A 24,832-nucleotide genomic window follows, 5' to 3' on the forward strand; every position below is an offset into this window, starting at 1 on the left:
TACCTCAGATTGGTATCATAAGAGTAAGAAGAGCAAGTGAGGGAATTGTTTGCAAGGCACTTACAATATTTATAACTGGTCCTGCAATTTTAGAGTGGCGTGTAAGAATAATTCCTAAAGGTACAGCAACAATAATTCCTAGTAATAGGGCAAAGAAAGAGATGTACAGATGTTCTCCTGTTTTACTTAAAATTTCATCTCCATATTCTCCCATGAAAGCTTGAAATTTAGCACTAAATTCAGCCATATCATACCTCCTCTGGATTGATGTCAGAGACGATTTGGCTAGTAGCACTTGCTATTGTGTCTTCATTTCCCCAAATAACATCATAAACAATGTCAACGATAGAAGAACGTGTAAGAATTCCAATTACTTTATTATCCTTATCAACAACTGGAACGTATTTGAGATCACGTTTTAAGATGCGTTGAAGGGTATTACGCAGATAGTCTGTTTCTTTAACAGTAAACATATCTGTATTTACAATATCGCCGACGCTAGATGCCTTATCATGCATTCTATTTAAATCTTCAACGTCAACAAATCCTTTAAAAACACCAGCATTATCAGTGACTAGGAGCATATCAACTCTTTTGTCCTTCATAAGCTTGATGGCGTCATTTAGCGATTTTTCAGTACTAACTGTTATTGGCTTCATAAGCATAATTTCAGCAACTGTGGTAGTATCTGGTTTTGCTTGTAGAAGTCTTTCTTTACCAATCAAATCTTCAACAAAAGAATTTGCTGGATTTTGTAATATATTGTTTGGTGTATCAAATTGTAAAATTTCACCCTTATCCATGATAACGATGCGACTAGCAAGAGCCAGAGCTTCATCCATATCATGGGTAACAAATATGATTGTTTTTCCTAATTTTTCTTGTAAGTTTTTAACAAGTTCTTGTAAGGAATCACGAGTTATTGGATCAAGTGCACCGAAGGGCTCATCCATTAAAATTATATCCTGATCAGCAGCAAGCGCACGAACTACACCGATACGTTGTTGCTGACCACCAGATAGTTCAAATGGATAACGATCTAACATTTCTGTAGGTAATTCAACAAGATTTATCATTTCTTCAGCAGTTTTATTTCTAGTAGCTAAATCAGTTTTTAGTAATTTAGGAACTAGTGTTATATTATCTCTAATAGTCATGTGAGGCATAAGCCCGATACTTTGAATAACATAACCAATTTTTCTTCTAAGATTTACAGGATCAATTTTTGAAATATCTTCCCCATCGATATGAATGCTTCCAGTTGAAGGATTCGTCATACGATTTATCATTCGCATTAGCGTTGTTTTTCCGCTACCACTAGTTCCGATAAAACAGATAAATTCTCCCTTATTGAAGGCAAGATTGATATTCTCAACTGCGACCTTCTTACCTTCGTAAACTTTTGAAACATTTTGAAATTCAATGAAATTACTCATTTTTTAACCTCCTTTTTCAATAATTTTTTTATGAATTCTCCTATGGTATTATTATGACATAAAATTAAAAAAAATGTGTGTTTGAACTCATATTCTAGTTTCATATGTAATTAATTTGGTTAAGATAATTTATTGAGAACCCTTACAAAATAAAGCTTGATGGCATAAAAAAAGCAATAACTTTTCTTTTAAAGTTATTGCTTGAAAATTATGCTGGATAGACACAAACAGCTTCAGGAACGAAGAAGTCGTCTTGAACTTTAGTTAAAAGTCCTGTTTGTTCATCTTTTAAATATGTTGTTACATTATCAGTATCTTGATTGGCTACTATAAGAACTTTCTCGCCTTTTGAAAGGTTGATATCGCGTGGAATGTCTCCAAAAGAAGAGATAGTTTGAATCTTTTCTAGAGTACCATCTGCAAGTGATTCATATACTACAATGCTGTTGTGACCTCTATTACTTGCATAGACAAATTTGTCATCTGAAGTCATACGGATAGCAGCTGTAGCATTAAATTCCTCCTTGTCAGCGTCATCTGGTAGAGTTGAAATTGTTTGTAACTTGTGAAATTCTCCTAGGCCGTCATATATGAGTACTTCGATGGTAGAATTAAGCTCACAAATCAGGTAGGCAATTTTATCAGTATTCTTAAATACTAAGTGTCTTGGTCCAGAACCTGGGCTGGCATCATAGCTATTGATTTCTTTTAACTTGCCATCAATTAAATCATAAGTAGTTACTTTATCAGTACCTAAGTCACATGTTACGAGATATTTATCCGGTGTTAAATCTGTATAGTGGACATGAGGAACTTCTTGGTTTTCATGGGGACCAAAACCAGTATGTTGTATCCAGTCACTAAGGTGAAGTTTGCCGTCTTGATCACGCTTATAAACCATTACTTGCCCAGTATGATAATTAGCTCCGTAAACAAAATCACGGTCTTCATCAATTGCTAGAAAACATAAGGAAGCTCCATCTTTTACTACATAATTTAAAAGTTCATTATTAGCATCATAGGCTGCAATTCCACCTTGACCGTCATTTGAACCTACAGAATATATATTACCTTTTTTATCAATAGAAAGATAAGTAGGGCTGTGTTCTTTAATTTTTAGTTCTAAATCACTTAGAATTCCTGTATCAGTATCTAGCTGAGCCGTATAAATTCCTTCTGAAATACGTCTAGTATAGGTACCGAAATATATTGTTTCTTTCATAAAAATATCACCTCAAATAATTATGTATATATTTTAAATAATTATGTATATATTTTACCATATTTTGGGGAAATGTTTTTGGTCAGATAACAAGCTATGCTATAATAAAATATATTAAAGAAAAATAGGTAGGTGTATGAATGAATCAAAATAGACCAAACACGAGAACTTCTTGGTTGATACTGTCAATAATTATGTGTAAACACTCAAGTAGAGTTGAAGAATGTTAATCAAATAAGCTTTCAAGTGTGTCAGCACATTGGCCAAACCCTTTATGGATGCGTTGATTTTGCTTGAAATTATAATCTTCAAACAGGGTAACTAAATAACGTCCCAGAGCCTCCTCGTTAGGAAAAAGAATCTTCTTTTTCGTTTGACGTTTGATCTCTTTGTTAAGAGACTCAATGAGGTTTGTCGAATAAATGCTATGCCAAATCTGGTAGGGAAACTGATAAAAAGTTAAAAGATTATCCGTATTCTCCAGACTTTCCATGACTTTCCTATACTTTGGTTTCCATTCGGAGATAAAGTTCTCTAAAGCTTGCACTGCCATTTCTAAATTTTCAGCACGATAAATCGTTTTAAATTGCTCCAGAATAACCGCTCTATCTGCTCGTTTCACTTTACTAGCTAGATTTCGACTAATATGAATTAAGCAACGTTGTTGTTTAGCTAATGGGTAAGCCTGATTGATAATCTCTTCAAGCCCCTTGAAGCCATCGGTCACTACAAGAGAAACCTGTTGGATTCCTTGGTTTTGAAGCTTGTCTAACAGGGTGGACCAAGAAGCATTGTTTTCATTTGGGGCGATTTCATATCCAAGAACAGCCTTCTGTCCTTCTGGTGTAATGCCAAGTGCGATATGAATACATTCTTTACTAACGGTTCCACGTCTTAATGGAAGATAGGTTCCGTCAAGAAATAAAACAGAGTAATTGGCTTCTAAGCTTCGCTCATGAAAAGTAGCGACATTCTCCTGAGTTGCTTTTGAGATATTAGAAATTGTGGCAGGACTATAGTGATGACCATACATTCGCTCGATGATATCACTAATTTCTCGAGTAGTTACACCGGTTTGATAGAGTTTAATAACCATCTCTTCCAAGTGGTCATCTCGACGTCCATAAGTGGGAAGCAAAGCTGGACTAAAGTTCCCATTACGATCTCTAGGAATGCTCAACTGAACAGTCCCATATTTGGTTTCGAATTTCCGTGCATAGCTTCCGTTACGACTATTCCCAGAATTATAGCCTAATTTATCGTAAGGTTCATACCCTAAAAAGGCTGATAACTCTGCTTGAAGCAGATCATTCATAGCTGTTTCAAGAGAAGTACGGAAAAATTCATCAATATCTTGCTTTTGGGCTAGGAAGTTAAGTAGTTCTGTGGTAAACTGAGTTATAGGAATAAATCTCTTTCTAGTAATGTTTTGCAACTCTACTATAACGGATTTATTCCTTTTTGTGTTTACACAACTTATTTTACACTACCAAAATTTGTTATTATTTGAGTCCTCAATAAGATTTGAATACTCTTACCTTGTGATGATAGATTGGTCTTCTCCATACCAGTCTTATATCGCAAGGTTTTTAAGTTTTTTTGTGGGTCTATGTCAACTGTAGTGGGTGACGAAAAGCTAATATCTAAAGATAGTCTGGTAGAAAAAAATAAGATTATTTACTACTTATTGATTTAGAATAATAGTGAAGCTATTAATTTGTGGCAAATTTAATTTAATATTTTGCCTCAAATTAGCCACACTTTTTATAGAACTAAGAGGAATAATGAAGTTCTCTTCCTATTAATATGGTTGTTTAAAATCTTAAATATAGCGTTTTACGGTGTAATGGGAAGTATGGTGAATAAATCAACTATGTTCAGCAAACAAAGCTTAATTAGATTATATAGGCTTGAAAATAAAGGGTTTGTCCAATGTGGACAAGCCTTTTTCTTATGTTTTGCCACAGATTTGCCACACTTATTGTGTGAGAGTATCAAGGATAGGTATAATTTTATCCTTTGTTCTTTTAGTGATATGCAAATAAATTTCTGTTACACGACTACCTCTAGAATGCCCTACGTGGATGATACAGGATTAGTGACATTCTCTAATTATGCTCGTCGGATGCTCTTTAAGGAAACGTCGCTCTTTATTCAATTTGATGACACTCAGTTTGATGAAATGATTTATTCTCTGAGACGCATTGAAAATAATTTAAGGCAGTTATCTAAAATTGCAGAGCAGTCTCAAGATAGTCAAGCCTACAGAGCTATGGACTATAGCAGAAGGCTAGTTTCAAATTATAAAGAGCAGTTAACACGTTACCACAAGAAAAAGAAACAAAAATTATTATCTAAGGGAACTTAATGGTAAAAAAGAGAATTAGGAATGTTATTAAACAAGTCTTTTTGTCTGAAGAAGAAAATCAAAAACTGTTAGAGCGAATGAAGCATGATGGTTTTTCAAACTTTTCTCGATTTGCTAGAAAGCAGTTATTAAAACCTGATTTTGAAGTCTGGACAGTGAGCTTTCCAGAATATTTGTCGCTGACAGATAGATTATTATTTGTTGGTAGAGCAATTAATAGCCTCGCTAAAAGCGCAACCCAGTTTGGAAAAATTTCCCAACAAGATTTGATGGAATTAGGTCAGTTGATGGAGGAACTTGTAGAATTGGTGGAGAAACAACTGAAGGAAAACAAGTAACGAATAGGCTAAGAAGTGATAGACTTCCAGTCATTTTGATAACCTCATTTCAAAATATGATAGCAAAAACGCTGATGCTGATCAGCGTTTTTTATCATGTCGTCGTGAAAACTCCCTGTACGGACAATGTACGGCACCGTATCAAGTACGGCAATGTCCTTAAAATATCAAAAGGACTTTGCGAGCTCAGACAGTGTATACACACTACCATTAAAATATAAACATCAGTAAAGGTCAGACTGACACTTTTTAACTGATAGTTCAATTTTATTTTGGGGAGAATCCCCAACCCCCTGTGCATCTTATATGTTGATTTTTGCAACTTATAGACCAAAAGAACATAAATTTTATTGATGGAGTTATACTAATAATGTCAAAGGTGACAAATTTTAAATAAGGAGGAAACCTATATGAAACCTAGCAAACAAACATTTGCAATTTACGGGTTGCTATCTGGTTTAATTTGTGGGCTTATTTTCTTGTTTTGGAAAGGATAAAAAGTTATGGAACAACTAGAAATTTTAGAATTTCAAACACAAGGTTTTGAAGTCAAGAAACTAGATACAGATGATTTCTTATCTAGTGACAAAATGAACTGGAGTGTAACATTATGTTGCTGTCCATGTTGCTGTTGTTGTGGTTAATTTTTAACCCAATTTTTAGTTGTCAATAAAGCACTATAGTGATCTACTGCTTTTCAATTGGATTCTATAGTGCTTTTTTATCCATAAATTAGGGAGTTTTGAGTATGAGAACAAATATTACTTATTATATGTCATCAGAGAAAAAAATCTATATCAAGGATGGAACAAATATTTATGAATTGAAAGATTTCCCACAGAAAGAGTTTGAATTGTGTTGGAAAAGTTTACAAAACAGGAATCATGAAGATATTGATAATAATTTAATTCCTTTAAGGGAAAGTTTAATAAAATTTTTGAATTCTATAGGTGCCTTTAATGTGGTTCATAGTATTGAAGAACAACTGAATAATGTTGGATTAAATGGGTCTGGTAAATTTAGTAATTTTACTGTCGGTGTATGTGGTGACCAAGATCTTGTTAAATATTACTGTAAACAATATAACACGACTTATAATCTCATTGAGATAAAAACATTTACAGAGAACTTTGATTTTGGTTTGATTTTATCTAGGGATAGTAATGTAAAACAGTATTTACAATATAATAGAAAATTATATTCTACAGGAAAGGTATTTGATAGCTTATTATTTTCACAATTTAGTTTTCTTATTGGTCCACATACTGTTCCGAAATATACTTCTTGTATTGGGTGTATGCGTCTTCATGAAGTTGATAATAATTTTTATGGAAGTATTTTAACTGAATTTGATAAGATTGATATTGATAGTCAAGAATTTATTCCTGAACTAATGCTGAATCTAGGGCTTTCTTTTTATGAGATACAAGTATTGAAACAAATCTTAAGTGATAGAAAAGATGCTGTAGAAGTTGAAAATTCTCAGAAAGTTTTATCCTATCAATTGTTAGAAGGAATTTGGGAAGAACATCATTTATTAAAACATCCAAATTGTAGTTGTTGTTTTCCAAGAGAAATGGCAAAAAAACAGATTTTTGAGGTAAATGTAAATGGTAATTAGAAAAGCTCATAGATCGATATTTGTAGATGAGAGATATGGTCTAATAAAAAATATTTATAATTTACCAACTTTTGCAGGTCTACCTAGAGTACATGTGAAAATGGCTTTTGGAGGAAATTATTTCACAGCGGGTTTTAATGCCAGTGGAGCTGGTATTACTGAACAGTCAGCGGAAAATTCTGCAATTGGAGAATATATCGAGAGATATTCTTGTCTACATCCTAGGTCAGAAATAATTACTTGTGAATCAGACAGAAAAATATTACCATCAGTATTTAATGTGGGAGCTGATGATGGATTAGAAAATTATAATTGGATAAATGCTATCAATGTTATTGATTAGACTCAAGTTCAAATACCAATTGATTGTGTGTATTTGACGTATAGAAGCAAAGGTAATTCGTGGGTTACGACTTCGACTGGTGCAGCTTGTGGAGAAAGTTTAGACCAGTGTATGTGGAAAGGGATTGCAGAGATTTTTGAAAGAGATGCTTTTCAATACATATGGCGTAGGCAACTTTCTTGTCCTAAAATAGATATTGATGAAAATAGTGAACTAAAAGTATTTTTTGATAAATATATTAAATCTCCAAACATTGAGTTTTCTATTTATAAAATGGAGTTAGACTGGAATGTACCGGCAGTTTTTGGTGTAGCTAAATTTCCTAATGGTGGATGTGTAGTTGGAGCTAGTGTAAGACGTACGTGGATTGAAGCTTGTAAAAAAATATTAGTAGAACTTTCTCAGAGTGTTATCGGATATGCTGCATTAATTTTTGATCCCAAACGTGAAAATATTGTGGATTATTCATTGATTATCGAATATCAGGATCATTCATTGTTATATCTGTCAGATGGGATGTCTACATATTTGACATTTTTAGATAATGGGGAACGATTCACTTTACCAGACGAATTAATTGTTGAGAATGATAAAGAAATTGCGGAATATTTTATCGATGCGGTAAGACGGATTGGAAAAGAAGCTTATTTTGTAGATGTGACTTCTAAAGAGCTTAGTTCTTTAAATTGGTTAGTTGGTAAAACGATTATACCAAGTATGTTAGATATTGAACCGAATTTTGTTAAATATTTAGAAGCTAATCGTTTAGCTGAGATTGATAAGAATCTGATTGATTTAGGATTACGAACAGAAAAAGAGCTGGGAAACCCTCAACCAACTGTTCCTCATCCATTTCCGTGATTGGAGGCTAAGATGGACGATTTTAAATTTACGATGATTAGTAACTATCATGCTTGTAAATTATCTGATGATGACTATTTATTGCAATTATTTCATCAGAATACAAAACACGGAAATCAGTACTTGATGAGGAATATGTTCCAATCTAGAACTTTGCTAAATAATAAAAATTTTTTAAAGGCTAGCTCTGTTAGAGAGAAGCAATACCCCCTCTGTGAAAAAGTTCAACTACAGAATCGAACAAAAGATTTATTGATGGATTGTATGTATAATAGACGCTCACAAGTAAAGGAACCTGTTACAAATTATATTCTAACAGAAGAAATTATTTCGGATATTTTTTGGTCGGGTTATGGATTAAATTATAAACATACGAGGGTAGTTCCTTCAGGAGGAGCATTGTTTCCTCTTGAATTATATGGGGTTATTATGCAAGATGTAGGAAGGATAAAAAAAGGCCTATATCACTATAGTCCATCTTCTAATGCGTTGGAACTGATTTCAGAAGAAGAAGATGTTTTTAATATTGCTTCCTACATTATGATGTTACAAAATCTTGAGAATACCTCGCTAGTTCTGTTTACTACTGCTATTTTTAGTAGGATGACTTTTAAATATGATGCAAGGGCGTATAGGTATTTGTTATTAGAAGCAGGAGCAATGTTGCAGAATATTTCTCTAGTAGCTACTAAATATAAATTAGTTAGCACATGTATTGGTGGAACTGATGATAATAAAGTTGAAGAATTACTAGGGATTGATGGAATTAAGGAGAGTTTAGTTAATTGTTTACTCCTTACCAAAGATGGAAGTTGGCAATAAAATGAAATACTATACTATAAAAAGAGGTGAAAGAAGTTCTCGCAGTACTATATATATTGTATGCTCTAATTTTGAAAAAGATAGATTTCATATCATGGAATATATGATTATGAGTTTTCTCTTCAAAAAAGACATTCAAGGCGTAGATGCAGTGACAACTGAAGACTTCATAAAGTTTAAAATTTTCAACCCGCTCATAAATATACAGGAACTTATGAAAATTATTGATTCTGACTTGTGGTTTTCAGAAGAGTCATATTATTTTGCTTTGTCAGAAATAAAACAAGAAAATGCTTTAATTAGCTCTAACATCAGTAATTTGTTGAACAAAATTATTTGTACAAACTATAAACTAGGAGAGAATGTTCCATTTAAAAGTTATAAAGAGTGGTTTTATAAAGTATTATCTTCAATGAATTGTATGACAATCTCTAATCAAATTGAAAAAAGTGCAGATTTCTCTAGAAAAAGTGCAGATTTCTCTGAATTAACAAGTAGTTCAAATAGGGGAGTTCTTAGCTATAATGATGTTGATTTTTCTGAATTAACAAGTAGTTCAAATAGGGGAGTTCTTAGCTATAATGATGTTGATTTTTTCTATTCATATATTAAGTTAGCGTTTTCAGATATTCCTAACTTTTCTAGTTTTTATTTCTTGCAAAATTTTTCGAATCATATTAATAAAAGATTGAAGAAGTTGAGAAATTCGGGTATTTATTATGCATTTTGCTTTTGTAAATATCATAGAGAATATGTAGAGTTTTTTATCGTTATTTCTATAAATAAAACAGTTCCAGATTGTTATGACTATATTATTGATGAACTAACTGCTATTTACAGAGCTTATGATTATTGTGAAAATCATGATACTGGAATGCAGGAATTTAAAGAAGATTTGTGCGCAATATATTTGACAGATTCATTTATTGAGAGTAATATTCCCGAATTTACTTCTGTTCAAAATTATTTTGTTAATAAAATAATTTTGATGTTGGGTGGTGATTAAAGTGAATAATGTTTTTGAAATATCAAATATTACTAAATCATTCAAAAATAAACAAATATTAAAAGGTGTTGACTTGGTTGTGAACAAGGGTGATATCATTGGACTTTTGGGTTTGAATGGTGAAGGAAAGTCTACTTTAATAAAAATAATTTTAGGTATACTTTCTCAAGATTCTGGGGAGGTTAAGAGGAATTTCGAGATTAAATCTGATGTTGGGGTTATGTTGCAGGAAATTTCTATGCCTGAGAAGATGAAGGTCTACGAATGGTTAGATATGGTGAAGCGCTTTTCAACCAATTCCAAATCAGTCGAAAGTGTTTTAGATAGTGTTAACTTAAGAACAGTGAAGAATAAATATTGTGACTCTTTATCAGGTGGACAACAAAGGCGAGTTCAATTTGCTACTGCGATAATTAATAATCCTAAAGTACTTATATTAGATGAACCAACAGTAGGGATGGATGTAGTATCAAAAAAAGCATTTTGGGAGACATTAAACACATTTTCGTTCAGTAAAGATTTGACAATAATCTTGATTAGTCATGATATGGAGGAAGTTTCTAAGTTCTGTAACAGAGTACTTATTTTGTCAAAGGGGCTATTAGTTTCAGATAGTAAAATGACTAATGTTCAGGATAAAATCGAAAAACGTTCATCGTATTCAGTAGATAAGAGTCAAATAACTCAAAAACAATTAGAAGTAATTAAAAAATTTAGTTTTGAAGAGACTGATTCTGAAATAGAATTTAAGTATCAAATGATAGATGAAGTAGTATCTATAGGAAACATTCCTATTTCAATTATAAAAAAGAATCAAAGTAATCTACGTCAATATTTTATGGAGGTATTAGAAAATGTTCCAAGCGAGTAGACTTTTCTTCTTAATATGGTTGGATATAAAAAGGTTTTTTAGAGATACCAAATATGTATTATTTATCATTGCTTTGCCTATCATTTTTTATATTATATATACAGCGATTTTTCCTAAAAATGCTAATGTTAACGGTGTACCGTGGTCAGAGTATTGTCTAATTTCTATGATTGCTTTTGGAATTATGGGGAATGCAATCAATCTCCTTGGTACTAAAATTGCAGACGAACGAAAAAAAATGGTATACTTACTTGAAAGTATCTCCAGTTAATTCTATTTATTATGTGATTAGTCATGTATTTTCATATTTGTTGATCTCAGTTGCTTTTACATTCCTTATGTTTGTAGTTGCCTACCTTTATAAAGGAATCAATTTAGGAGTACTTGAAACGATTAATATAGGAATTACACTAAATATTGGAAGTGTTGTATTTTTAATTATGGCTTTGCTAATCGGTAGATTAGATAGTTTGTCTCAACCAATCGGAACCATAACATATTTAGTGCTTTCTTTTCTGGGTGGTTTATGGATGCCAGTGGCCGCTATGCCAAAATTTCTTTCTCAGATTGCAACTTTCTTGCCATCATATAACTACGCTCGCCTGGGGTGGCGATTGTTAGAAAATAAAGGTATTGATGTTAAATCTGTAACTATTCTCTTTATTTATATTATATGCTTCTTGGGAATCTATATCTTATTACAGAGAAAGGAGCAGGCTAATTAGGAGGCTTTTTTGAAAATAAACGAGTACTTTGGAAATATATCTAAATTAGAGAAAATGTTGTCCAAGTGGATTGATTTACCAGTCTCTTTAAACGTACGCTCAGCAGAGGCGAAAAATATAACATTTCTTTTTGAAAATTTTAGTGAGGAAGAGATTGTTAGTTTTTTTAAAAATAATATTCAACAGGCTGAACATGCCGTTGTTGGTTATAGACAAGATGACATTTATGGTGATATATTAGGGAAATGCGACTATCAGGATGTGCTGTATTTTGAAGGTATTGGTGAAAAGGTATATGCTTATGCTGACAATCTCACTTTGCGTCTAAAAAATAAGTTGTATGAGATAGAAGAGTTCAGCAAATTATATGTGAGAATTAGTAAATCTTTTATTGTTAATATATTAGTTGTAGAAAAAATTTATCCTTCTCTGAATGGAAAATTTATCATTGAATTAACAGATGGTCAAAACTTAACGGTTTCTCGAAAATATAAAAAACAATTTTTAGAGTACTTGGAGGATTAGTGGTGAAATACTTAAAAAAACTTCTACTCTTGCTTTGCATTGGTGCAATCTATAATCTATATTTTACTCTTATAAATTCAGGTTTAACGTCTTGGATCAATATTATTATATTCATAGTATTTGGATATGTTGAAGTACTTGCTTTAGAGTTGTTATTTAAATACTCCATTAAATTTCAGAAAAGTATCTATACCCAAATACTTACTATATTTTTAATATCTAGTATAGTTGAAATAGCATATATGCTGGTTACTGGTTTGAGTTTTACTATAGCGATTCATTTTGTTTTGCTAGGAATACCTATTACAATCATTGGTTTACTGTATTGGAAATATCATGTTGATAAAATTGAAAAATTATTAAGAGACAAAAAATCTAATCTATCGAATTGATTTTCATGATTAACATTGCTATTCGAGTTTCTAAATTAATTAAGCTCCAAAACTCATTTTTGATAATCTCTTGATAACCCTTTGTTTGAAATAATAGGTTAGAAGTGATAAGAAACGAATAAAGTATTTAATAGGTGCTTGGAATTACTGACATTTATCAAAGAATGATAAATGAGATAAAAAACCAGGTCTTATGATTTGTGGCAAATTCAATTTAATATCTTGCCTCAAAATAGCCACACTTTTTATAGAACTAAGAGGAATAATGAAGTTCTCTTCCTATTAATATGGTTGTTTAAAATCTTAAATATAGCGTTTTACGGTGTAATGGGAAGTATGGCGAATAAATCAACTATGTTCAGCAATCTAAGCTTTTTAATGTTCATCCGTCTTGAATGTGCAGTCGAACAATTTTTGTCGTGTTTCGTCTGGATAGTGTTTCATGTTATGTCCCCTATTCTAATGAATATTTTAACTTATTAGGTAAGAGTGTTACAAATTTACTATATCAGAACATCCGATTTCTACTAAATCTTGATTGGTTTCTACTAAGAAAAATTCATTGTCTTTTTTTGACAAATATAATGAATAAATTGAGCAGACTTTATTTAATTCCGTTAAAACCTTTTGTTGGTATTCTAAAGAATCAACTTCACCTTTTTGACGTTCTGTTAAAAGATATTGTTTGCTCAATATAATGCTGAAAAAAATCAAGTTTACCAGTTTCAGAGAAACTTAGTAATTTATCATTTACATAAATCCATCTTGTTGGGAACCCTTGACGGTAAACATCACTAAACCAAAATAGCTATTAAAAAAGTCTACTAACTGTGGTCCAGTTTTATAGGTAAATAATTCTGTTCCATCTCCACAGAGTATTTTTGCAAGTGTTTTGTAAAATTCTGGGTTGATCAATAACGATACCTCTATATAAATAAGCTAATGGATTTATTATAGCATTATAAATAAAGAAGACTATCTTTGTAATACACTTACTTAATTTTTTATATATCAACAATTTATTTGGTCAGTTTAATTTGCTTAATTGACAGAAAAATGAAAGATATCATTCAATCAGACCTATTTATTTTTTATGAATAAGTTGTGCAAGCCTGCTAAAGGTTGATATGAAGCTATTTATAAATTATTTGGAATCAAACCGTGTCCAATCTGATTTTACGATAAAAAGGTAGAGTTTGAACTGAAATATAGCAAGATACTGCATTTAGCAAAAAGAAAAAACGCTTGAAATTAGCGCTTTTCTTATGTATTGATTTGTATTGAATGCTTACTTAACCTCATTCTGAGGTACAGTAAAATCTGTACTTTTATTTTTTTAAAAATAATATAAAAAGCACTCTAGCTTCTATAGTTTAAACAAAACTACAGATTTTAGAGCGCTATTGCTATCAGAAGGAATATACATATGAGGTTAGAAAGGATCTAAAAGTAATCTAAAGAAAGCTGATTTTTCACCTGATTAATATTGTAATGTTAAGGATTTGTCATAGTTTTTGGTGTTGTTTTAAAAGTGAGTAGTTAGGACTACAACAACCTTAAATTTCTTGTAGAGTAATCCCATGTTTTAAGTAAAAAATCAACCGATTTTAGAATTATTTATCGTCCTTTTTAACCATATTTTTAACGCCTTCAATTGCTCCTTCAACAGCATCTTTGGCATCTTTGGCAACTTCTTTAACTTTTGAAACTCCTTTTTCAGCAGCTCCTTCTTTTTCGGTCTTTTTATCATCAGTTACTTTTCCGACACCTTCTTTAATAGCACCTTTAGCTTGATTAAGTTTTTCTTCTACTGACATAGTGTTACCCTCCATTGGGAAATTAGATTATTGAAAATGAACGTTTTTAAACTTTTTTAGGCATAAAAGAATTTAGTGAACTCTTGGTTCTGCTTTAGCAGTCTCTTTGGTATCTTCGGCAACTCCTTTAACTTTTTCCTTTGCAGCTGAGAAGTCATCACTCAATCCCTCTTTTGCGCTTTCAAACTTATCGGAAGTAAATTTACTTGTTGATTCAACAACTCCAGTTGCTCGATCTTGCAGGCTTACTGAGTCTGCTTCATGTTGCTCTTTAGTCTTGATATCAACAACATCTACATTAACTTCAACCACTTCCAAATCAGTCATATTAGAAATTTCTGAAACAACAATCTCTTTGATTTTCTTGTATAATTCAGGAATATTCTTTCGATATTCGACAACTGCTTTCAAATCCACAGCAACTTGCTTTTTACCAACTTCAACATTGATTCCGCTTGCAACGTTATCAGTATTGATAAGTTTTCCAGTTAGTTTTGAGAAAAAGCCGCCATCAATATCCAGTAAACCTGGAACATTTTCTAAAGAAAGACCAATAATTTTTTGAATGACTTTATCTTCATAGGTCAATTCGCCTTTTACTTCTTTTACTTCTTTTACTTCTTTTACTTCTTTTACTTCTTTTACTTTTTGTTCTACATTTGACATATAAATCACCTTTACTATTTAAATAATTGTTTTTGTTGAATATAATACCCAATTCCAACTCCTAGAGTGGCGCAAATCAAGACAAATAAAGTCTTAAAAAAACCATAGGATAGGATGAAGCACGCTAAGATAGCACCCGCCAATCCGGAAAGAAATAGATATTGGTATTTTTTAAACCATTCCATTTTTTTACTTCCTTACTTTACACGACTAACAGTTTTTTTACGTGGTGGTTTAGGCTTGTATTCTTTTACAGAAATATACAGTTTTACACGATGATTCATTCCAAAAAACTGTTTCAATCCATCAGCTATCTCATCTTTAATTATTTGAGTTCGTTTAATAATGTTGTCTGATGGAAGCATCTGTCCTTCTACGTGAACTAAACATTTATTCTTACGACAGTCTACCTTAATAGTAGGATCCTTTATAAAATTGTGATTAGCAACCACACAACGTACAAATCCTTCAATAGCTGAATTTTTTAATTTTAGGTTCCCATCGACATCAGGTAACTGAATCTCTAAATATTGTTTAGGATAAAAGAGTGTAACAAGCATTAGAAACAACACTACAGCTGAAAGTACTAGAGCTCCCCAGAAAATATATCTTGAAAGATAAAATTCTAAAAAGGAATTTTTATTCCAACCAACTAAATGAAGTCCTAAGCCACTGAATTTAAGATAATCTAGTAAAATAGGAATCAAAATTGTCAAGATTATAATACATAAAATAAGGTAAAATATTTTTTTGTTTTTTGACATATTGAATCCTTTCATCAATAGAATTTGAATTTTAATCTATTCCTGTCAAGAAAGGTTCAAGTTCAATCTTTTTTCCCTAGGAAAAATGATACTACTGAAACAACAATAACCGCTCCTAAGATTGATGGAATTAATGCCATTCCAGCTAGACTAGGTCCCCATGCACCGAAAAGTGATTGTCCAACAGATGAACCGACTAAACCTGCAATAATATTAGCGATTATTCCCATGGAATCTCCCTTTTTAGTGATTCCACCTGCAATAAGACCGATAAGTCCTCCTACGATAATAGCCCAAAGCATAATGTCTTCCCCTTTCTAAATTGTGGAAAGTTAGATTTTTTTGGAAAATCAAATAATCTAAAGAGTTATATTTTAGCTAAAGTATTTTTTATATTAATCTTAACAATCATAAGATTAATATATAGTATATACCTTTGCGAATAGTATAGGTTAATAAAAATGATAAGTCAAATAAAATGATCTCGCTTACAAAAAAATAGAATGAAATCTGTTAATCGTTTTACAATCAATTGTATAGATTTGCAAGTATATTTCTGATATGATTCTTGTTATTTTTTGAACAGTTTTGTAAATAATCTTCATTTATTCTACCTTATTTGATAGTAGATTTAAAACTTTGCAACAGAACCAAAAATATAACTCATTTTGTGTCTAATTATTTGCCTTTAGTACAACAGACAAATGTGTTGATTTGTCTAATAGTTTCGAAAGGGTTTTCTTTACAAGAAGTAATGAAAAACCTATAATCAAGTTAAGAAGGATGTTTATTTAGTGTCTATACAAAAGAGGCCCATTTATGTATTACAGTAACGGAAATTATGAAGCTTTTGCACGTCCAAGAAAGCCCAAAAATGTGGATCAAAAATCAGCGTATATTATTGGAGGAGGGCTGGCCGGATTGGCGACCGCTGTTTTCTTGGTGCGCGATGGACAAATGTCCGGGGAAAAAATTCATATATATGAGGAATTGACTACTTCGGGTGGGTCGTTAGATGGAGAAAAGCGTGCCAATATCGGCTTTGTGACACGTGGTGGTCGAGAAATGGAAAATCATTTTGAAACTATGTGGGACATGTATCGATCAATTCCTTCTTTAGAAATTGAAGATGCCTCTTACTTAGATGAATTTTATTGGCTAGATAAAGATGATCCAAATTCATCTAATACTCGCCTAATTTATAACCGGGGACAACGCGTCCCAACGGATGACCTGTATACTTTGGACGAAAAATCTAAAGAATTAATAGATTTAGTTTTAACCCCTGAGTCAAAACTGGGTAAGACGACTATTGAGGAATTTTTCTCAAATGAGTTCTTTGAAAGTAACTTTTGGATGTACTGGGCAACTATGTTTGCTTTTGAAAAGTGGCATTCTGCAGTTGAGATGCGTAGATACACGATGCGATTTATTCATCATATTGATGGACTACCTGATTTTAGCGCCCTAAAGTTCAATAGGTACAATCAGTATGAGTCTATGGTTCTACCAATTATAAAGTATTTAGAGTCATATGATGTCGAATTCATCTATGATACACAAGTTAATAATGTTGTGGTAGATTTTGAAAATGACGAAAAAATTGCCAAAAAACTCGTGATCCAGGATGGTGATGATGTTAGCCTATCACGTGATGATCTTGTATTCGTTACAAATGGTTCTATTACAGAAAGTTCAACATATGGGAGCCATGATAAACCCACTCCTATATCAAAAGAGTTGGGTGGTAGTTGGTCACTGTGGAAGAATCTGGCAGAACAATCTAATGATTTCGGTCATCCAGAAGTATTCTATGATAACCTACCTGAAAAAAGTTGGTTCGTGTCAGCGACAGCCACTATAAAATCACCAGAAATTGAACCCTACATTGAACGTCTAACCAATAGTGATTTGCATGATCACAAAATCAATAGTGGTGGAATCATTACCATAACCGATTCGAACTGGTTGATGAGTTTTGCTGTTCACAGGCAGCCACATTTCAAAGAACAAAAGGAAAATGAAACAATTGTATGGATATATGGACTATATTCAGATACCAAAGGAAATTTTGTTGATAAGACCATTGTAGAAAGTTCTGGGGAAGAAATTACGCAAGAACTCCTTTATCACCTTGGGGTCCCTGAGTCCAAAATCAAACAATTGTCTAACCAAAACAATATAAATACCGTTCCGGTATTTATGCCATTTATTACATCATACTTTATGCTCCGCGTTGCGGGTGATAGGCCAGATATTGTTCCTAAAGGGTCTCTTAATTTAGCCTTTATTGGTAATTTTGCAGAGTCACCTAGTAATGACACCGTGTTTACTACCGAATATTCAATTAGGACAGCCATGGAATCTGTCTATACTTTACTTGAAGTTGAACGCGCTGTTCCTGAAGTTTATGGCTCTATTTATGATATTCGAGAACTACTTAAAGCCATCTACTATATGGGAGATAAAAAAACCATTGATGAGGCTAATTTAGGAATCCCTAAATTAGCTAAAGTAGTTCTAAAAAAGAAGATAAAGGGAACGTTTATCGAAGAGCTACTTACCGAGAGTAAATTACTATAAAACGTGGTAGCTGTTAAAACTCTCTGAATTATCAAAAAACTGTTGCAAATTATTATTAATGCGACATATTTCGATATGTAATAAGCTTTTCATTTTTGAAAAAGACTTGATGATTATATTTATGATTATATTTCATCAAGTCTTTTTTATAGTTACGTATTTTTTAAGAAATAACCTGATTACGGGAAAATGTATACGGGAAGTCCGGACTGCTTTATTTCTAAATCATAATCCGAGATAATCATTGGGAACTCTAACATTTAAAGGAACCACAACACTAGTGAGTAGTAAAATTCAATCATTAAAGGAATAACGTAATGCCGATAAATTACGAAACACTTATGATGAAATTGTAAATGAGTTGCTTTCGGAACGAGAACAGGCAATCAGAATTGCTCAGGCATATAAAGAAGAATATGAAAAAGTACATATTGATGATAAAGATATTGAGTATTTGCACAATACTTTAGAACGGGTTATTTCTCTACTATCTTCATTTATTAGTGTTGAAGATGGGAAAGAAGATTCAATGAAACAATTAGTTGCTTTACTTAACAAGGATACTTTAAAGACTATGCAATTATTGGGATTTAATTACAAGGAGGCAATAGAGGAACCTCTAACGGAGGTTTGTTCAAATGCTATAAGAAATAAATTAGGAGGTCTATCATCTAAGAAAAACGTACGTAACAAAAAATAATTTAACTAATGGTGTGAACTTTTAGTATTTATCAGCTCAATTCTTTGTAATTTTGGGGTAAAATTCAGACCATTCAGATAAAATTAGTTGAAATTGATTGAAATAACACTTTCAGAAAAGCGTAGAAATGCTTGATATTAAAGACTTTTGAAATTTAGTCAAACAAAAGTTGTTCAAACCAGGTCTTACGATTTGTGGCAAATTCAATTTAATATTTTGCCTCAAATTATCCACACTTTTTATAGAACTAAGAGGAATAATGAAGTTCTCTTCCTATTAATATGGTTGTTTAAAATCTTAAATATAGTGTTTTACGGTGTAATGGGAAGTATGGCGAATAAATCAACTATGTTTAGCAAACAAAGCTTAATTAGACTGAAAAAACAAGATCCAGAAAGGATCTTGTTTTTTCATATCTTGAATTGTCAAATTAAGTGCATACTTTCCCCATAAAATACTTCATAAGGTGTTTTCCAGTTAAGATATTTTTGTGGGCTATTATTAAGTTTGTTCTTCCACAGCTGAATAATCTGATCATTAACCAATGTTAAATCACTCCCTTTGGGAAAATATTCTCTTAGTAGTCCATTCGTATTCTCATTAGTCCCTCGTTGCCATGGAGCATGGTGATCAGGAAAATAGATTTCAATTTTTAATTGATCACTCAACTTCTGATGATAGGTAAACTCTTTCCCTCTATCAGGGGTCACAGTATGCTTGGTCAAGGGTTCTAGCATTTTTACCATAGCTTCTATTACCAACTTACTTTTCTTGACAGCTACCTTCTGGATTTTTAGGAAACGAGAATAACGGTTCAGTTATAGTCACTAAACAAGCTTTTCCAGTTTTACCTGCAACATTATCGGCCTCCCAATCTCCTATTCTAGTTCGGTTATTAGCATCTTTGGGTCTTTCTTGAATTGTATGAGATATAGAGATTTTCCCTCTATTTTCGACATAACCTTTTGTATGACGCTTTTTGCCACGATGGCGGTGCTTACGAATACCACCACGAGCACCATGAGATAGTGAGTTGTCATCAAAATGTCCTTTGTAAATGGCTCTATAACTTGTTTGATAACTAATAACAGCTTTTCCATACTCTAATCTCAACCGATCTTCTATTTCTTCAGGAGACTATTGATACTCGAGAAATAGATGTTTGGTGGTATTGCTTAAATTGCAATCTATTTCAAGTATCCGTTTCCGAAGGGGACCTTGTTTTTTGTAGCAGAATAATGAGCAAGTCTTTGTCGATAGATAAACAAAGACTAATCTTCTATCTGGACTTTATTTGAGAGATATCCCTTTTAAGATAATAGGACCTATTTCCTAACTTTTAAGATATGCTATAATATGAATATGTTTGATAATTATATTGTACCTGTATTTTGACCTAGTCAAGCATTTTTGTAACACTAGTGTATAAAATTTCTTACGCTGCACGACATCGTGCAGCATAAGGTGTAAGTTCACCGTTTGCACGATGTGGTCTTACGTGATTATATTTCCCATAAACGAATTCATAGAGCTTTTGGTCAAGAATGTCATTTGAATCAAACATGTAGAGATAATAGAATTCGTGTTTGAGCGTATTGTAGAATCTTTCCATAACGGCATTGTCATATGGACAGCCTGCTTTGCTCATACTTTGTTGGACATAGTTTTTATCACAAAATTTATTGAATTCTTTTGCAGTAAATTGACGCCCTTGATCAGAATGCAGGATAATTCCTTTTGCTGGTTTTCGACGTTCTAGTGCGATTTTCAAGGTTTCCTTTGCCAATTCAGTATCGATATGACTGCTGTTTAATGATGCAACCACTTCACGACCGCAAAGGTCTATAATCGTGCAATTGTAACGCATTGTTCCATCTGGACGAGTTAAATATGTAAAATCAGTACACCATATTTTATTGGGTTCTTTTACATCAAATTCCCTATTCAGAAGGTTTGGAAAGATTTTATTGGCAGTTCCTTTTACATAGTTTGGTTTCTTTCGACGTGTGATGGAACGTAAGCCCAATTCATTCATAAAATGATGTATTGTTAGATCTGAACGAATGCTTCCGATACCCTTAAGATAATCGTTCATCATTCGGTATCCAGGAACTCCATTTTCGCGGTGGTAGATTTCAACAATTTTACGTTGAATCTCTGCCTTTTCCTGACGATAAGCATGTTTTTTGTTTTTAAGATAATTATAGTAAGCATTTGGACAGATGTTCATTCTTCTAAGAAGCCATCTGACCCCAAATGTCTGTTGATATTTCTGGATGAACTGGTACTGAGCTAATCGATTTCCTTCGCAAAGAATGCTGCCGCTTTTTTTAAAAAATCATTTTCCTTTTTGAGTTCTTCAATTTCTTTGCGTAGCTTTTTTGCAACTTCGTATGAATCAGATTCTTCCCGTTTTGTTGGGCTGTTATCGCATTCTTTGCGGTATTGCTGTAACCAGTATGTCAGCGTGCCTTGTCCAAGATTATATTCTTCGGTCAGGCTTTTCTTGGTTCGTCCCTCTTCCAGATAGAGGCGAAGAACCTTTTGTTTGAGCTCAGGCTCGTAACGATTGTTTGTCATTGTAACATCTCCTTGGATTATGTATGTATTTTACCAAACTATACACAGGTGTTACAACTTAATTATATCAGGTCATTTTTTGGTGGTGGAGCTCTTGCTCTACTTGGTTTATTGTTATTTGGTTGGGCCTTGCCTTCATTTTTGAAGGGGAAGTGGTCTTATTTGATTTCCTTACTAGGCCTACGTTTGGTTGCTTTTGCTTATTTTGATGGGACGATTGTTATCACTTATAAAATATGGATTGGCTTGCTTGGTATTATCATGATTGGTTGGGGCTTTCCTTTCAACAATCACAAAGGACACTGTGCTATGACCATTTTTTGGAGCATCATGGCCATTGTTGCTGGTATTGCTGCTATTGCCTTCATTTTTGCTTATGGTGTTATTAACCGCCACTAACATGAATCTATAAAACATGCTATAATAATGGCATGTTTTATTTTATGACCCTATCATTTATTATCATGCCTGCTTTGGGATGCTTCTTAATCGGTTTAGTATTGTCTAAATCAGATCGTTGGACTTTTTCTTGGATTCTATCCTTAATAGGTCTTGTGGCTTTTATTTCTTCTTTTTGGCATATAGAGCGTGCAGACCTATGGTTTATGCTTAGCTATAGTTTTGGTCCTTTTTTGATGGGATTTGGTTTTACATGGGATCTAAGTAATAAGCGTCGTATGCAGCTGCTACTGTTAGGGCTGTTTTTCCTTATCTTTTTTATGATTTTGTACTATCTTATTGTTCGAATCTTGAATACAGCTGTTGTTTAAAGGAGGTCTGTGATGTTGCTAGATTTAGAAGAGAAAACACGTGTACTTGTTGAAGACATTGTTGAGCGTTCGGCAATTGGATCTGGATCCATATTTGTATTAGGTTTATCTTCCAGTGAGGTTGTTGGTGGAATTATCGGAAAAGCTTCTAGTCGTGAAATTGGTCAACGAATTGTAAAAACTATTCTTGAGGTTTTGGAACCTAAAGGTATTTACTTGGCTGTACAAGGCTGTGAACATTTGAATCGGGCTTTAGTTGTTGAGCGTGAGCTTGCTTTGGCTAAAGATTTGGAAATTGTCAATGTGCTTCCAACTCTGCATGCTGGTGGGAGTGGTCAGTTGGCTGCTTTTGATTACATGAAGGATCCTGTTGAGGTAGAAGAGATAGTGGCTCAGGCTGGTATTGATATTGGGGATACGTCTATTGGTATGCATGTGAAAAGGGTTCAGGTTCCTCTTCGCCCTATTACTTCAGAATTAGGAGGTGCCCATGTGACTGCTTTGGCGAGTCGCCCTAAGTTGATTGGTGGTGCTCGTGCGGAGTATTTAGCGGATCCTATTCGTAAAAACTAAAAAGTATCGGACGTTTATGTGTCCGATACTTTTTATGTTGGTCGGGTCTTTAGCTTCAGTGATGACGCTTGGCATAATTGACAAATTTGAACGTTTCAAATTTATGTCGGCTTTCAGTGAACTGGAACTGATTTCCATTATTCAGATAAACTTTTGAGCGTATGCAGACGACGTGATGATCTTTACCGATATCGATGAGGATTTTGTCTTGCTCGCTAGTGTTGTCAATGGTGATTTCTTTAAAGGCATGAGAAATGCTAAGGTGGAGCTGATTTTCAAGATAATCATAGATGGAGTTCTCAGCGATGCTGCAGTTGAGTTGAGGCATAAGTCTCACATCAAGGTAATCAATATCAACAACAGAGGCACAGCCATCAACTATCCTTTGCCGAATAAGATACCAAACCTGTTGGCTTCTTGAAAATCCCGTTTTCTCTGAGAGAATGATGTCAACGATGATTTTGTCTAGAGAGATAATGTTAGTTTGTGATTTAAGGCCTTGTTGTTCTATGAGTTCTTGGTAACTGGTTAAGTCAGATACAGGGAAGTTCACTTGTTCTTGACTAATAACTTGAGAACCTACCCCATGAATCTTTTTAACCAGACCTTCTTCAACGAGTAAAGACAATGCCTTTCGTATGGTATCTCGACTGACTTTGAAAGTTTCTACTAATTCTTGCTCGGTTAGCAGGAAGTCACCAACTTGATACTTTTGACAGTGGATAGCTTTTTCTAAATCTTTATAAACAATCTGATATTTTTTCATCTCTCCTTACTTGTTGGCAAAAAAACATACAACTATTATTTTTTTCAAAGGTGCCTTCTATGCGCCTTTCGTTATCACTGGTTTTCACCATATGACTAATGCTATTGACCTTGAATTGGTGCGTACGGCAGGTGGTACTAGTTTATGACCAATGGATTTCCCTCTCTAACATTGCGCAGGGTTCAGCAGTGTTTGCTTACTATTTTATTAAACATCATGATGAACGTGAAGCATAGATTTCACTTCCAGCAACTATTTCAGCTTATCTTGGTGTCACTGAACCAGCACTATTTGGTGTTAACGTTAAGTATGTCTATCCATTAGTAGCAGGGATGTCTGATTCTGCCTTATCAGGATTACTTTCAACAGTCTTTGGCGTCCAAGCAAACTCTATTGGTATTGGTGGTCTTCCAGCTATTCTCTTTATTAAACCCCAATATTGGGGAATCTTTGCGATTATTATGGTTGTTGATATTGTGGTTGCTATGGTATTGATATTCCTCTTTCACAAAACTGGATTTTTAACGAAAACAGAAGAAGATGGACATGCACAAGAAACACTTAAAGAAGCTTCAGAAGGTTTGGTAGAACCAACTGTTTTTACTGAAACAACAGAGGTTATTAGTCCACTTGCTGGTCAAGTTAAATCGCTTAGCCAAGCGACAGACCCAGTATTCTCATCAGGTGTGATGGGATAGGGTCTTGTTATCGAACCAAATCAAGGTGATTGGTTTCACCAGTAAATGGTACAGTGACAGTACTCTTCCCAAATAAGCATGCAGTAGGCATTGTTTCTGAGGAAGGTGTTGAAATGTTGATACACATCGGTATGGATACTGTTAGCCTTGACGGAAAAGGATTTGAAGCACATATGAACAAGGGGATAAGGTTGTTGTTGGTCAAAAACTTATCACTTTTGATGTGGAAGCGATTAAAGGTGCAGGTCTTATCACTGAAACACCAGTTATCATTACAAATCAAGATGATTTTCAAGCGGATGTTGAAGGGAATCTTCCACGTAATATCAAATGTGGTGATATTCTTATGATCGTTCATCTCACAAAATAATCACGCATAAGGAGT

The 24,832-nt window shown here is 33.2% G+C and carries 24 protein-coding genes and 6 pseudogenes; 17 read left to right on the forward strand and 13 right to left on the reverse strand.

Annotation, left to right across the window (positions count from 1 at the left end):
* Positions 1 to 7 precede the first annotated feature (7 nt).
* The 4 genes and pseudogenes from NSQ85_RS02365 to NSQ85_RS02380 all read right to left on the reverse strand — a co-directional run.
* Positions 8 to 247: pseudogene (locus NSQ85_RS02365) on the reverse strand (choline ABC transporter permease); the annotation flags it as partial.
* Between the two features lies 1 nt (position 248).
* Complete coding sequence (locus NSQ85_RS02370) at positions 249 to 1,436, reverse strand: betaine/proline/choline family ABC transporter ATP-binding protein (RefSeq protein WP_099412452.1); 1,188 nt, start codon at positions 1,434 to 1,436, stop codon at positions 249 to 251.
* A gap of 208 nt (positions 1,437 to 1,644) precedes the next feature.
* Positions 1,645 to 2,658, reverse strand: a complete 1,014-nt coding sequence (locus NSQ85_RS02375; RefSeq protein ID WP_099412453.1) for a lactonase family protein — start codon at positions 2,656 to 2,658, stop codon at positions 1,645 to 1,647.
* Positions 2,659 to 2,884: 226 nt separating this feature from the next.
* The gene (locus NSQ85_RS02380) at positions 2,885 to 4,060 is read right to left on the reverse strand and encodes an IS256-like element IS1191 family transposase (protein ID WP_179972979.1); all 1,176 of its coding nucleotides are present in this window, start codon (positions 4,058 to 4,060) and stop codon (positions 2,885 to 2,887) included.
* A 723-nt stretch (positions 4,061 to 4,783) separates the two neighbouring features.
* Between NSQ85_RS02380 and NSQ85_RS02385 the strand changes: the two genes are divergently transcribed.
* From NSQ85_RS02385 to NSQ85_RS02435, 11 genes and pseudogenes are all read left to right on the forward strand, one after another.
* Positions 4,784 to 5,026: a hypothetical protein gene (locus NSQ85_RS02385; RefSeq protein ID WP_179974548.1), complete on the forward strand. Its 243-nt coding sequence runs from the start codon at positions 4,784 to 4,786 to the stop codon at positions 5,024 to 5,026.
* On the forward strand, positions 5,026 to 5,364 hold the full coding sequence (locus NSQ85_RS02390) for a transposase (protein WP_179972371.1): 339 nt from the start codon (positions 5,026 to 5,028) through the stop codon (positions 5,362 to 5,364). The genes NSQ85_RS02385 and NSQ85_RS02390 overlap by 1 nt, the downstream gene beginning before the upstream one ends.
* A gap of 748 nt (positions 5,365 to 6,112) precedes the next feature.
* The gene (locus tag NSQ85_RS02395) at positions 6,113 to 6,985 is read left to right on the forward strand and encodes a hypothetical protein (RefSeq protein ID WP_179974062.1); all 873 of its coding nucleotides are present in this window, start codon (positions 6,113 to 6,115) and stop codon (positions 6,983 to 6,985) included.
* The gene (locus NSQ85_RS02400; protein WP_232087336.1) at positions 6,975 to 7,328 is read left to right on the forward strand and encodes a YcaO-like family protein; all 354 of its coding nucleotides are present in this window, start codon (positions 6,975 to 6,977) and stop codon (positions 7,326 to 7,328) included. The genes NSQ85_RS02395 and NSQ85_RS02400 overlap by 11 nt, the downstream gene beginning before the upstream one ends.
* Before the next feature lie 12 nt (positions 7,329 to 7,340).
* Positions 7,341 to 8,189: a YcaO-like family protein gene (locus NSQ85_RS02405; protein ID WP_332068345.1), complete on the forward strand. Its 849-nt coding sequence runs from the start codon at positions 7,341 to 7,343 to the stop codon at positions 8,187 to 8,189.
* A gap of 12 nt (positions 8,190 to 8,201) precedes the next feature.
* A complete protein-coding gene (locus tag NSQ85_RS02410) occupies positions 8,202 to 9,011 on the forward strand; it encodes a SagB/ThcOx family dehydrogenase (protein WP_179974061.1) in 810 nt (269 codons plus the stop codon).
* A gap of 103 nt (positions 9,012 to 9,114) precedes the next feature.
* Positions 9,115 to 10,017, forward strand: coding sequence for a hypothetical protein (locus NSQ85_RS02415; RefSeq protein WP_179974547.1), 903 nt, complete (start codon positions 9,115 to 9,117; stop codon positions 10,015 to 10,017).
* Between the two features lies 1 nt (position 10,018).
* Positions 10,019 to 10,888: an ABC transporter ATP-binding protein gene (locus NSQ85_RS02420; protein ID WP_179974060.1), complete on the forward strand. Its 870-nt coding sequence runs from the start codon at positions 10,019 to 10,021 to the stop codon at positions 10,886 to 10,888.
* A pseudogene (locus tag NSQ85_RS02425) lies at positions 10,872 to 11,613 on the forward strand (ABC transporter permease). The gene NSQ85_RS02420 and the pseudogene NSQ85_RS02425 overlap by 17 nt, the downstream one beginning before the upstream one ends.
* 9 nt (positions 11,614 to 11,622) lie before the next feature.
* On the forward strand, positions 11,623 to 12,138 hold the full coding sequence (locus NSQ85_RS02430; protein ID WP_179972367.1) for a LytTR family DNA-binding domain-containing protein: 516 nt from the start codon (positions 11,623 to 11,625) through the stop codon (positions 12,136 to 12,138).
* 2 nt (positions 12,139 to 12,140) lie between these two features.
* The gene (locus NSQ85_RS02435) at positions 12,141 to 12,530 is read left to right on the forward strand and encodes a hypothetical protein (RefSeq protein WP_179971877.1); all 390 of its coding nucleotides are present in this window, start codon (positions 12,141 to 12,143) and stop codon (positions 12,528 to 12,530) included.
* Positions 12,531 to 13,046: 516 nt separating this feature from the next.
* On the opposite strand, the pseudogene NSQ85_RS02440 reads toward NSQ85_RS02435, so the two are convergent.
* From NSQ85_RS02440 to NSQ85_RS02465, 6 genes and pseudogenes are all read right to left on the reverse strand, one after another.
* Positions 13,047 to 13,445: pseudogene (locus NSQ85_RS02440) on the reverse strand (serine/threonine protein kinase); the annotation flags it as partial.
* A 698-nt stretch (positions 13,446 to 14,143) separates the two neighbouring features.
* Positions 14,144 to 14,347, reverse strand: a complete 204-nt coding sequence (locus NSQ85_RS02445) for a CsbD family protein (RefSeq protein ID WP_154454818.1) — start codon at positions 14,345 to 14,347, stop codon at positions 14,144 to 14,146.
* A 72-nt stretch (positions 14,348 to 14,419) separates the two neighbouring features.
* The gene (locus NSQ85_RS02450) at positions 14,420 to 15,013 is read right to left on the reverse strand and encodes an Asp23/Gls24 family envelope stress response protein (RefSeq protein WP_340781076.1); all 594 of its coding nucleotides are present in this window, start codon (positions 15,011 to 15,013) and stop codon (positions 14,420 to 14,422) included.
* Positions 15,014 to 15,027: 14 nt separating this feature from the next.
* Positions 15,028 to 15,198 (reverse strand): DUF2273 domain-containing protein, encoded by a 171-nt coding sequence (locus NSQ85_RS02455; protein ID WP_006531447.1) that lies wholly within the window; start codon positions 15,196 to 15,198, stop codon positions 15,028 to 15,030.
* Positions 15,199 to 15,210: 12 nt separating this feature from the next.
* The gene (gene amaP, locus NSQ85_RS02460; protein ID WP_043878302.1) at positions 15,211 to 15,777 is read right to left on the reverse strand and encodes an alkaline shock response membrane anchor protein AmaP; all 567 of its coding nucleotides are present in this window, start codon (positions 15,775 to 15,777) and stop codon (positions 15,211 to 15,213) included.
* Positions 15,778 to 15,839: 62 nt separating this feature from the next.
* Positions 15,840 to 16,079, reverse strand: a complete 240-nt coding sequence (locus NSQ85_RS02465) for a GlsB/YeaQ/YmgE family stress response membrane protein (protein ID WP_014293943.1) — start codon at positions 16,077 to 16,079, stop codon at positions 15,840 to 15,842.
* A 517-nt stretch (positions 16,080 to 16,596) separates the two neighbouring features.
* Between NSQ85_RS02465 and NSQ85_RS02470 the strand changes: the two genes are divergently transcribed.
* A complete protein-coding gene (locus NSQ85_RS02470) occupies positions 16,597 to 18,360 on the forward strand; it encodes an oleate hydratase (protein ID WP_179974058.1) in 1,764 nt (587 codons plus the stop codon).
* Between the two features lie 244 nt (positions 18,361 to 18,604).
* Positions 18,605 to 19,060 (forward strand): annotated as a pseudogene (locus NSQ85_RS02475) (hypothetical protein).
* A gap of 425 nt (positions 19,061 to 19,485) precedes the next feature.
* On the opposite strand, the pseudogene NSQ85_RS10680 reads toward NSQ85_RS02475, so the two are convergent.
* Both NSQ85_RS10680 and NSQ85_RS02490 read right to left on the reverse strand, forming a co-directional pair.
* Positions 19,486 to 20,269, reverse strand: a pseudogene (locus NSQ85_RS10680) (IS30 family transposase); the annotation flags it as partial.
* Positions 20,270 to 20,495: 226 nt separating this feature from the next.
* A protein-coding gene (locus tag NSQ85_RS02490) for an IS3 family transposase (RefSeq protein ID WP_179974057.1) occupies positions 20,496 to 21,640 on the reverse strand; the annotation gives its coding sequence in 2 pieces (ribosomal slippage) (positions 20,496 to 21,379 and positions 21,379 to 21,640; 1,146 coding nt in all).
* Between the two features lie 48 nt (positions 21,641 to 21,688).
* On the opposite strand from NSQ85_RS02490, the gene NSQ85_RS02495 reads away from it, so the two are divergent.
* From NSQ85_RS02495 to NSQ85_RS02505, 3 genes are read left to right on the forward strand one after another with little or no spacing between them, the layout of a single operon-like run.
* On the forward strand, positions 21,689 to 22,039 hold the full coding sequence (locus NSQ85_RS02495; protein WP_179974056.1) for a hypothetical protein: 351 nt from the start codon (positions 21,689 to 21,691) through the stop codon (positions 22,037 to 22,039).
* A gap of 32 nt (positions 22,040 to 22,071) precedes the next feature.
* Positions 22,072 to 22,410: a hypothetical protein gene (locus NSQ85_RS02500; RefSeq protein ID WP_023909997.1), complete on the forward strand. Its 339-nt coding sequence runs from the start codon at positions 22,072 to 22,074 to the stop codon at positions 22,408 to 22,410.
* A gap of 12 nt (positions 22,411 to 22,422) precedes the next feature.
* Complete coding sequence (locus NSQ85_RS02505; RefSeq protein WP_179974055.1) at positions 22,423 to 22,983, forward strand: TIGR01440 family protein; 561 nt, start codon at positions 22,423 to 22,425, stop codon at positions 22,981 to 22,983.
* 55 nt (positions 22,984 to 23,038) lie between these two features.
* Here NSQ85_RS02505 and treR read toward each other — a convergent pair whose 3' ends face one another.
* Positions 23,039 to 23,749 (reverse strand): trehalose operon repressor, encoded by a 711-nt coding sequence (gene treR / locus NSQ85_RS02510; protein ID WP_179974054.1) that lies wholly within the window; start codon positions 23,747 to 23,749, stop codon positions 23,039 to 23,041.
* 49 nt (positions 23,750 to 23,798) lie between these two features.
* Here treR and NSQ85_RS02515 point away from each other — a divergent pair.
* Positions 23,799 to 24,817 (forward strand): annotated as a pseudogene (locus tag NSQ85_RS02515) (glucose PTS transporter subunit IIA); the annotation flags it as partial.
* Positions 24,818 to 24,832: the final 15 nt, after the last annotated feature.

This window comes from Streptococcus sp. FSL L8-0526, from assembly GCF_038007145.1.
Taxonomy (GTDB): domain Bacteria; phylum Bacillota; class Bacilli; order Lactobacillales; family Streptococcaceae; genus Streptococcus; species Streptococcus thermophilus.

Coding starts and splice junctions, on each gene's coding strand:
- NSQ85_RS02370 (WP_099412452.1), bottom strand. CDS start 1,436: ATGAGTAATTTCATTGAATTTCAAAATGTTTCAAAAGTTTACGAAGGT.
- NSQ85_RS02375 (WP_099412453.1), bottom strand. CDS start 2,658: ATGAAAGAAACAATATATTTCGGTACCTATACTAGACGTATTTCAGAA.
- NSQ85_RS02385 (WP_179974548.1), top strand. CDS start 4,784: ATGCTCTTTAAGGAAACGTCGCTCTTTATTCAATTTGATGACACTCAG.
- NSQ85_RS02390 (WP_179972371.1), top strand. CDS start 5,026: ATGGTAAAAAAGAGAATTAGGAATGTTATTAAACAAGTCTTTTTGTCT.
- NSQ85_RS02395 (WP_179974062.1), top strand. CDS start 6,113: ATGAGAACAAATATTACTTATTATATGTCATCAGAGAAAAAAATCTAT.
- NSQ85_RS02400 (WP_232087336.1), top strand. CDS start 6,975: ATGGTAATTAGAAAAGCTCATAGATCGATATTTGTAGATGAGAGATAT.
- NSQ85_RS02410 (WP_179974061.1), top strand. CDS start 8,202: ATGGACGATTTTAAATTTACGATGATTAGTAACTATCATGCTTGTAAA.
- NSQ85_RS02415 (WP_179974547.1), top strand. CDS start 9,115: ATGATTATGAGTTTTCTCTTCAAAAAAGACATTCAAGGCGTAGATGCA.
- NSQ85_RS02445 (WP_154454818.1), bottom strand. CDS start 14,347: ATGTCAGTAGAAGAAAAACTTAATCAAGCTAAAGGTGCTATTAAAGAA.
- NSQ85_RS02450 (WP_340781076.1), bottom strand. CDS start 15,013: ATGTCAAATGTAGAACAAAAAGTAAAAGAAGTAAAAGAAGTAAAAGAA.
- NSQ85_RS02455 (WP_006531447.1), bottom strand. CDS start 15,198: ATGGAATGGTTTAAAAAATACCAATATCTATTTCTTTCCGGATTGGCG.
- amaP (WP_043878302.1), bottom strand. CDS start 15,777: ATGTCAAAAAACAAAAAAATATTTTACCTTATTTTATGTATTATAATC.
- NSQ85_RS02465 (WP_014293943.1), bottom strand. CDS start 16,079: ATGCTTTGGGCTATTATCGTAGGAGGACTTATCGGTCTTATTGCAGGT.
- NSQ85_RS02470 (WP_179974058.1), top strand. CDS start 16,597: ATGTATTACAGTAACGGAAATTATGAAGCTTTTGCACGTCCAAGAAAG.
- NSQ85_RS02500 (WP_023909997.1), top strand. CDS start 22,072: ATGTTTTATTTTATGACCCTATCATTTATTATCATGCCTGCTTTGGGA.
- NSQ85_RS02505 (WP_179974055.1), top strand. CDS start 22,423: ATGTTGCTAGATTTAGAAGAGAAAACACGTGTACTTGTTGAAGACATT.
- treR (WP_179974054.1), bottom strand. CDS start 23,749: ATGAAAAAATATCAGATTGTTTATAAAGATTTAGAAAAAGCTATCCAC.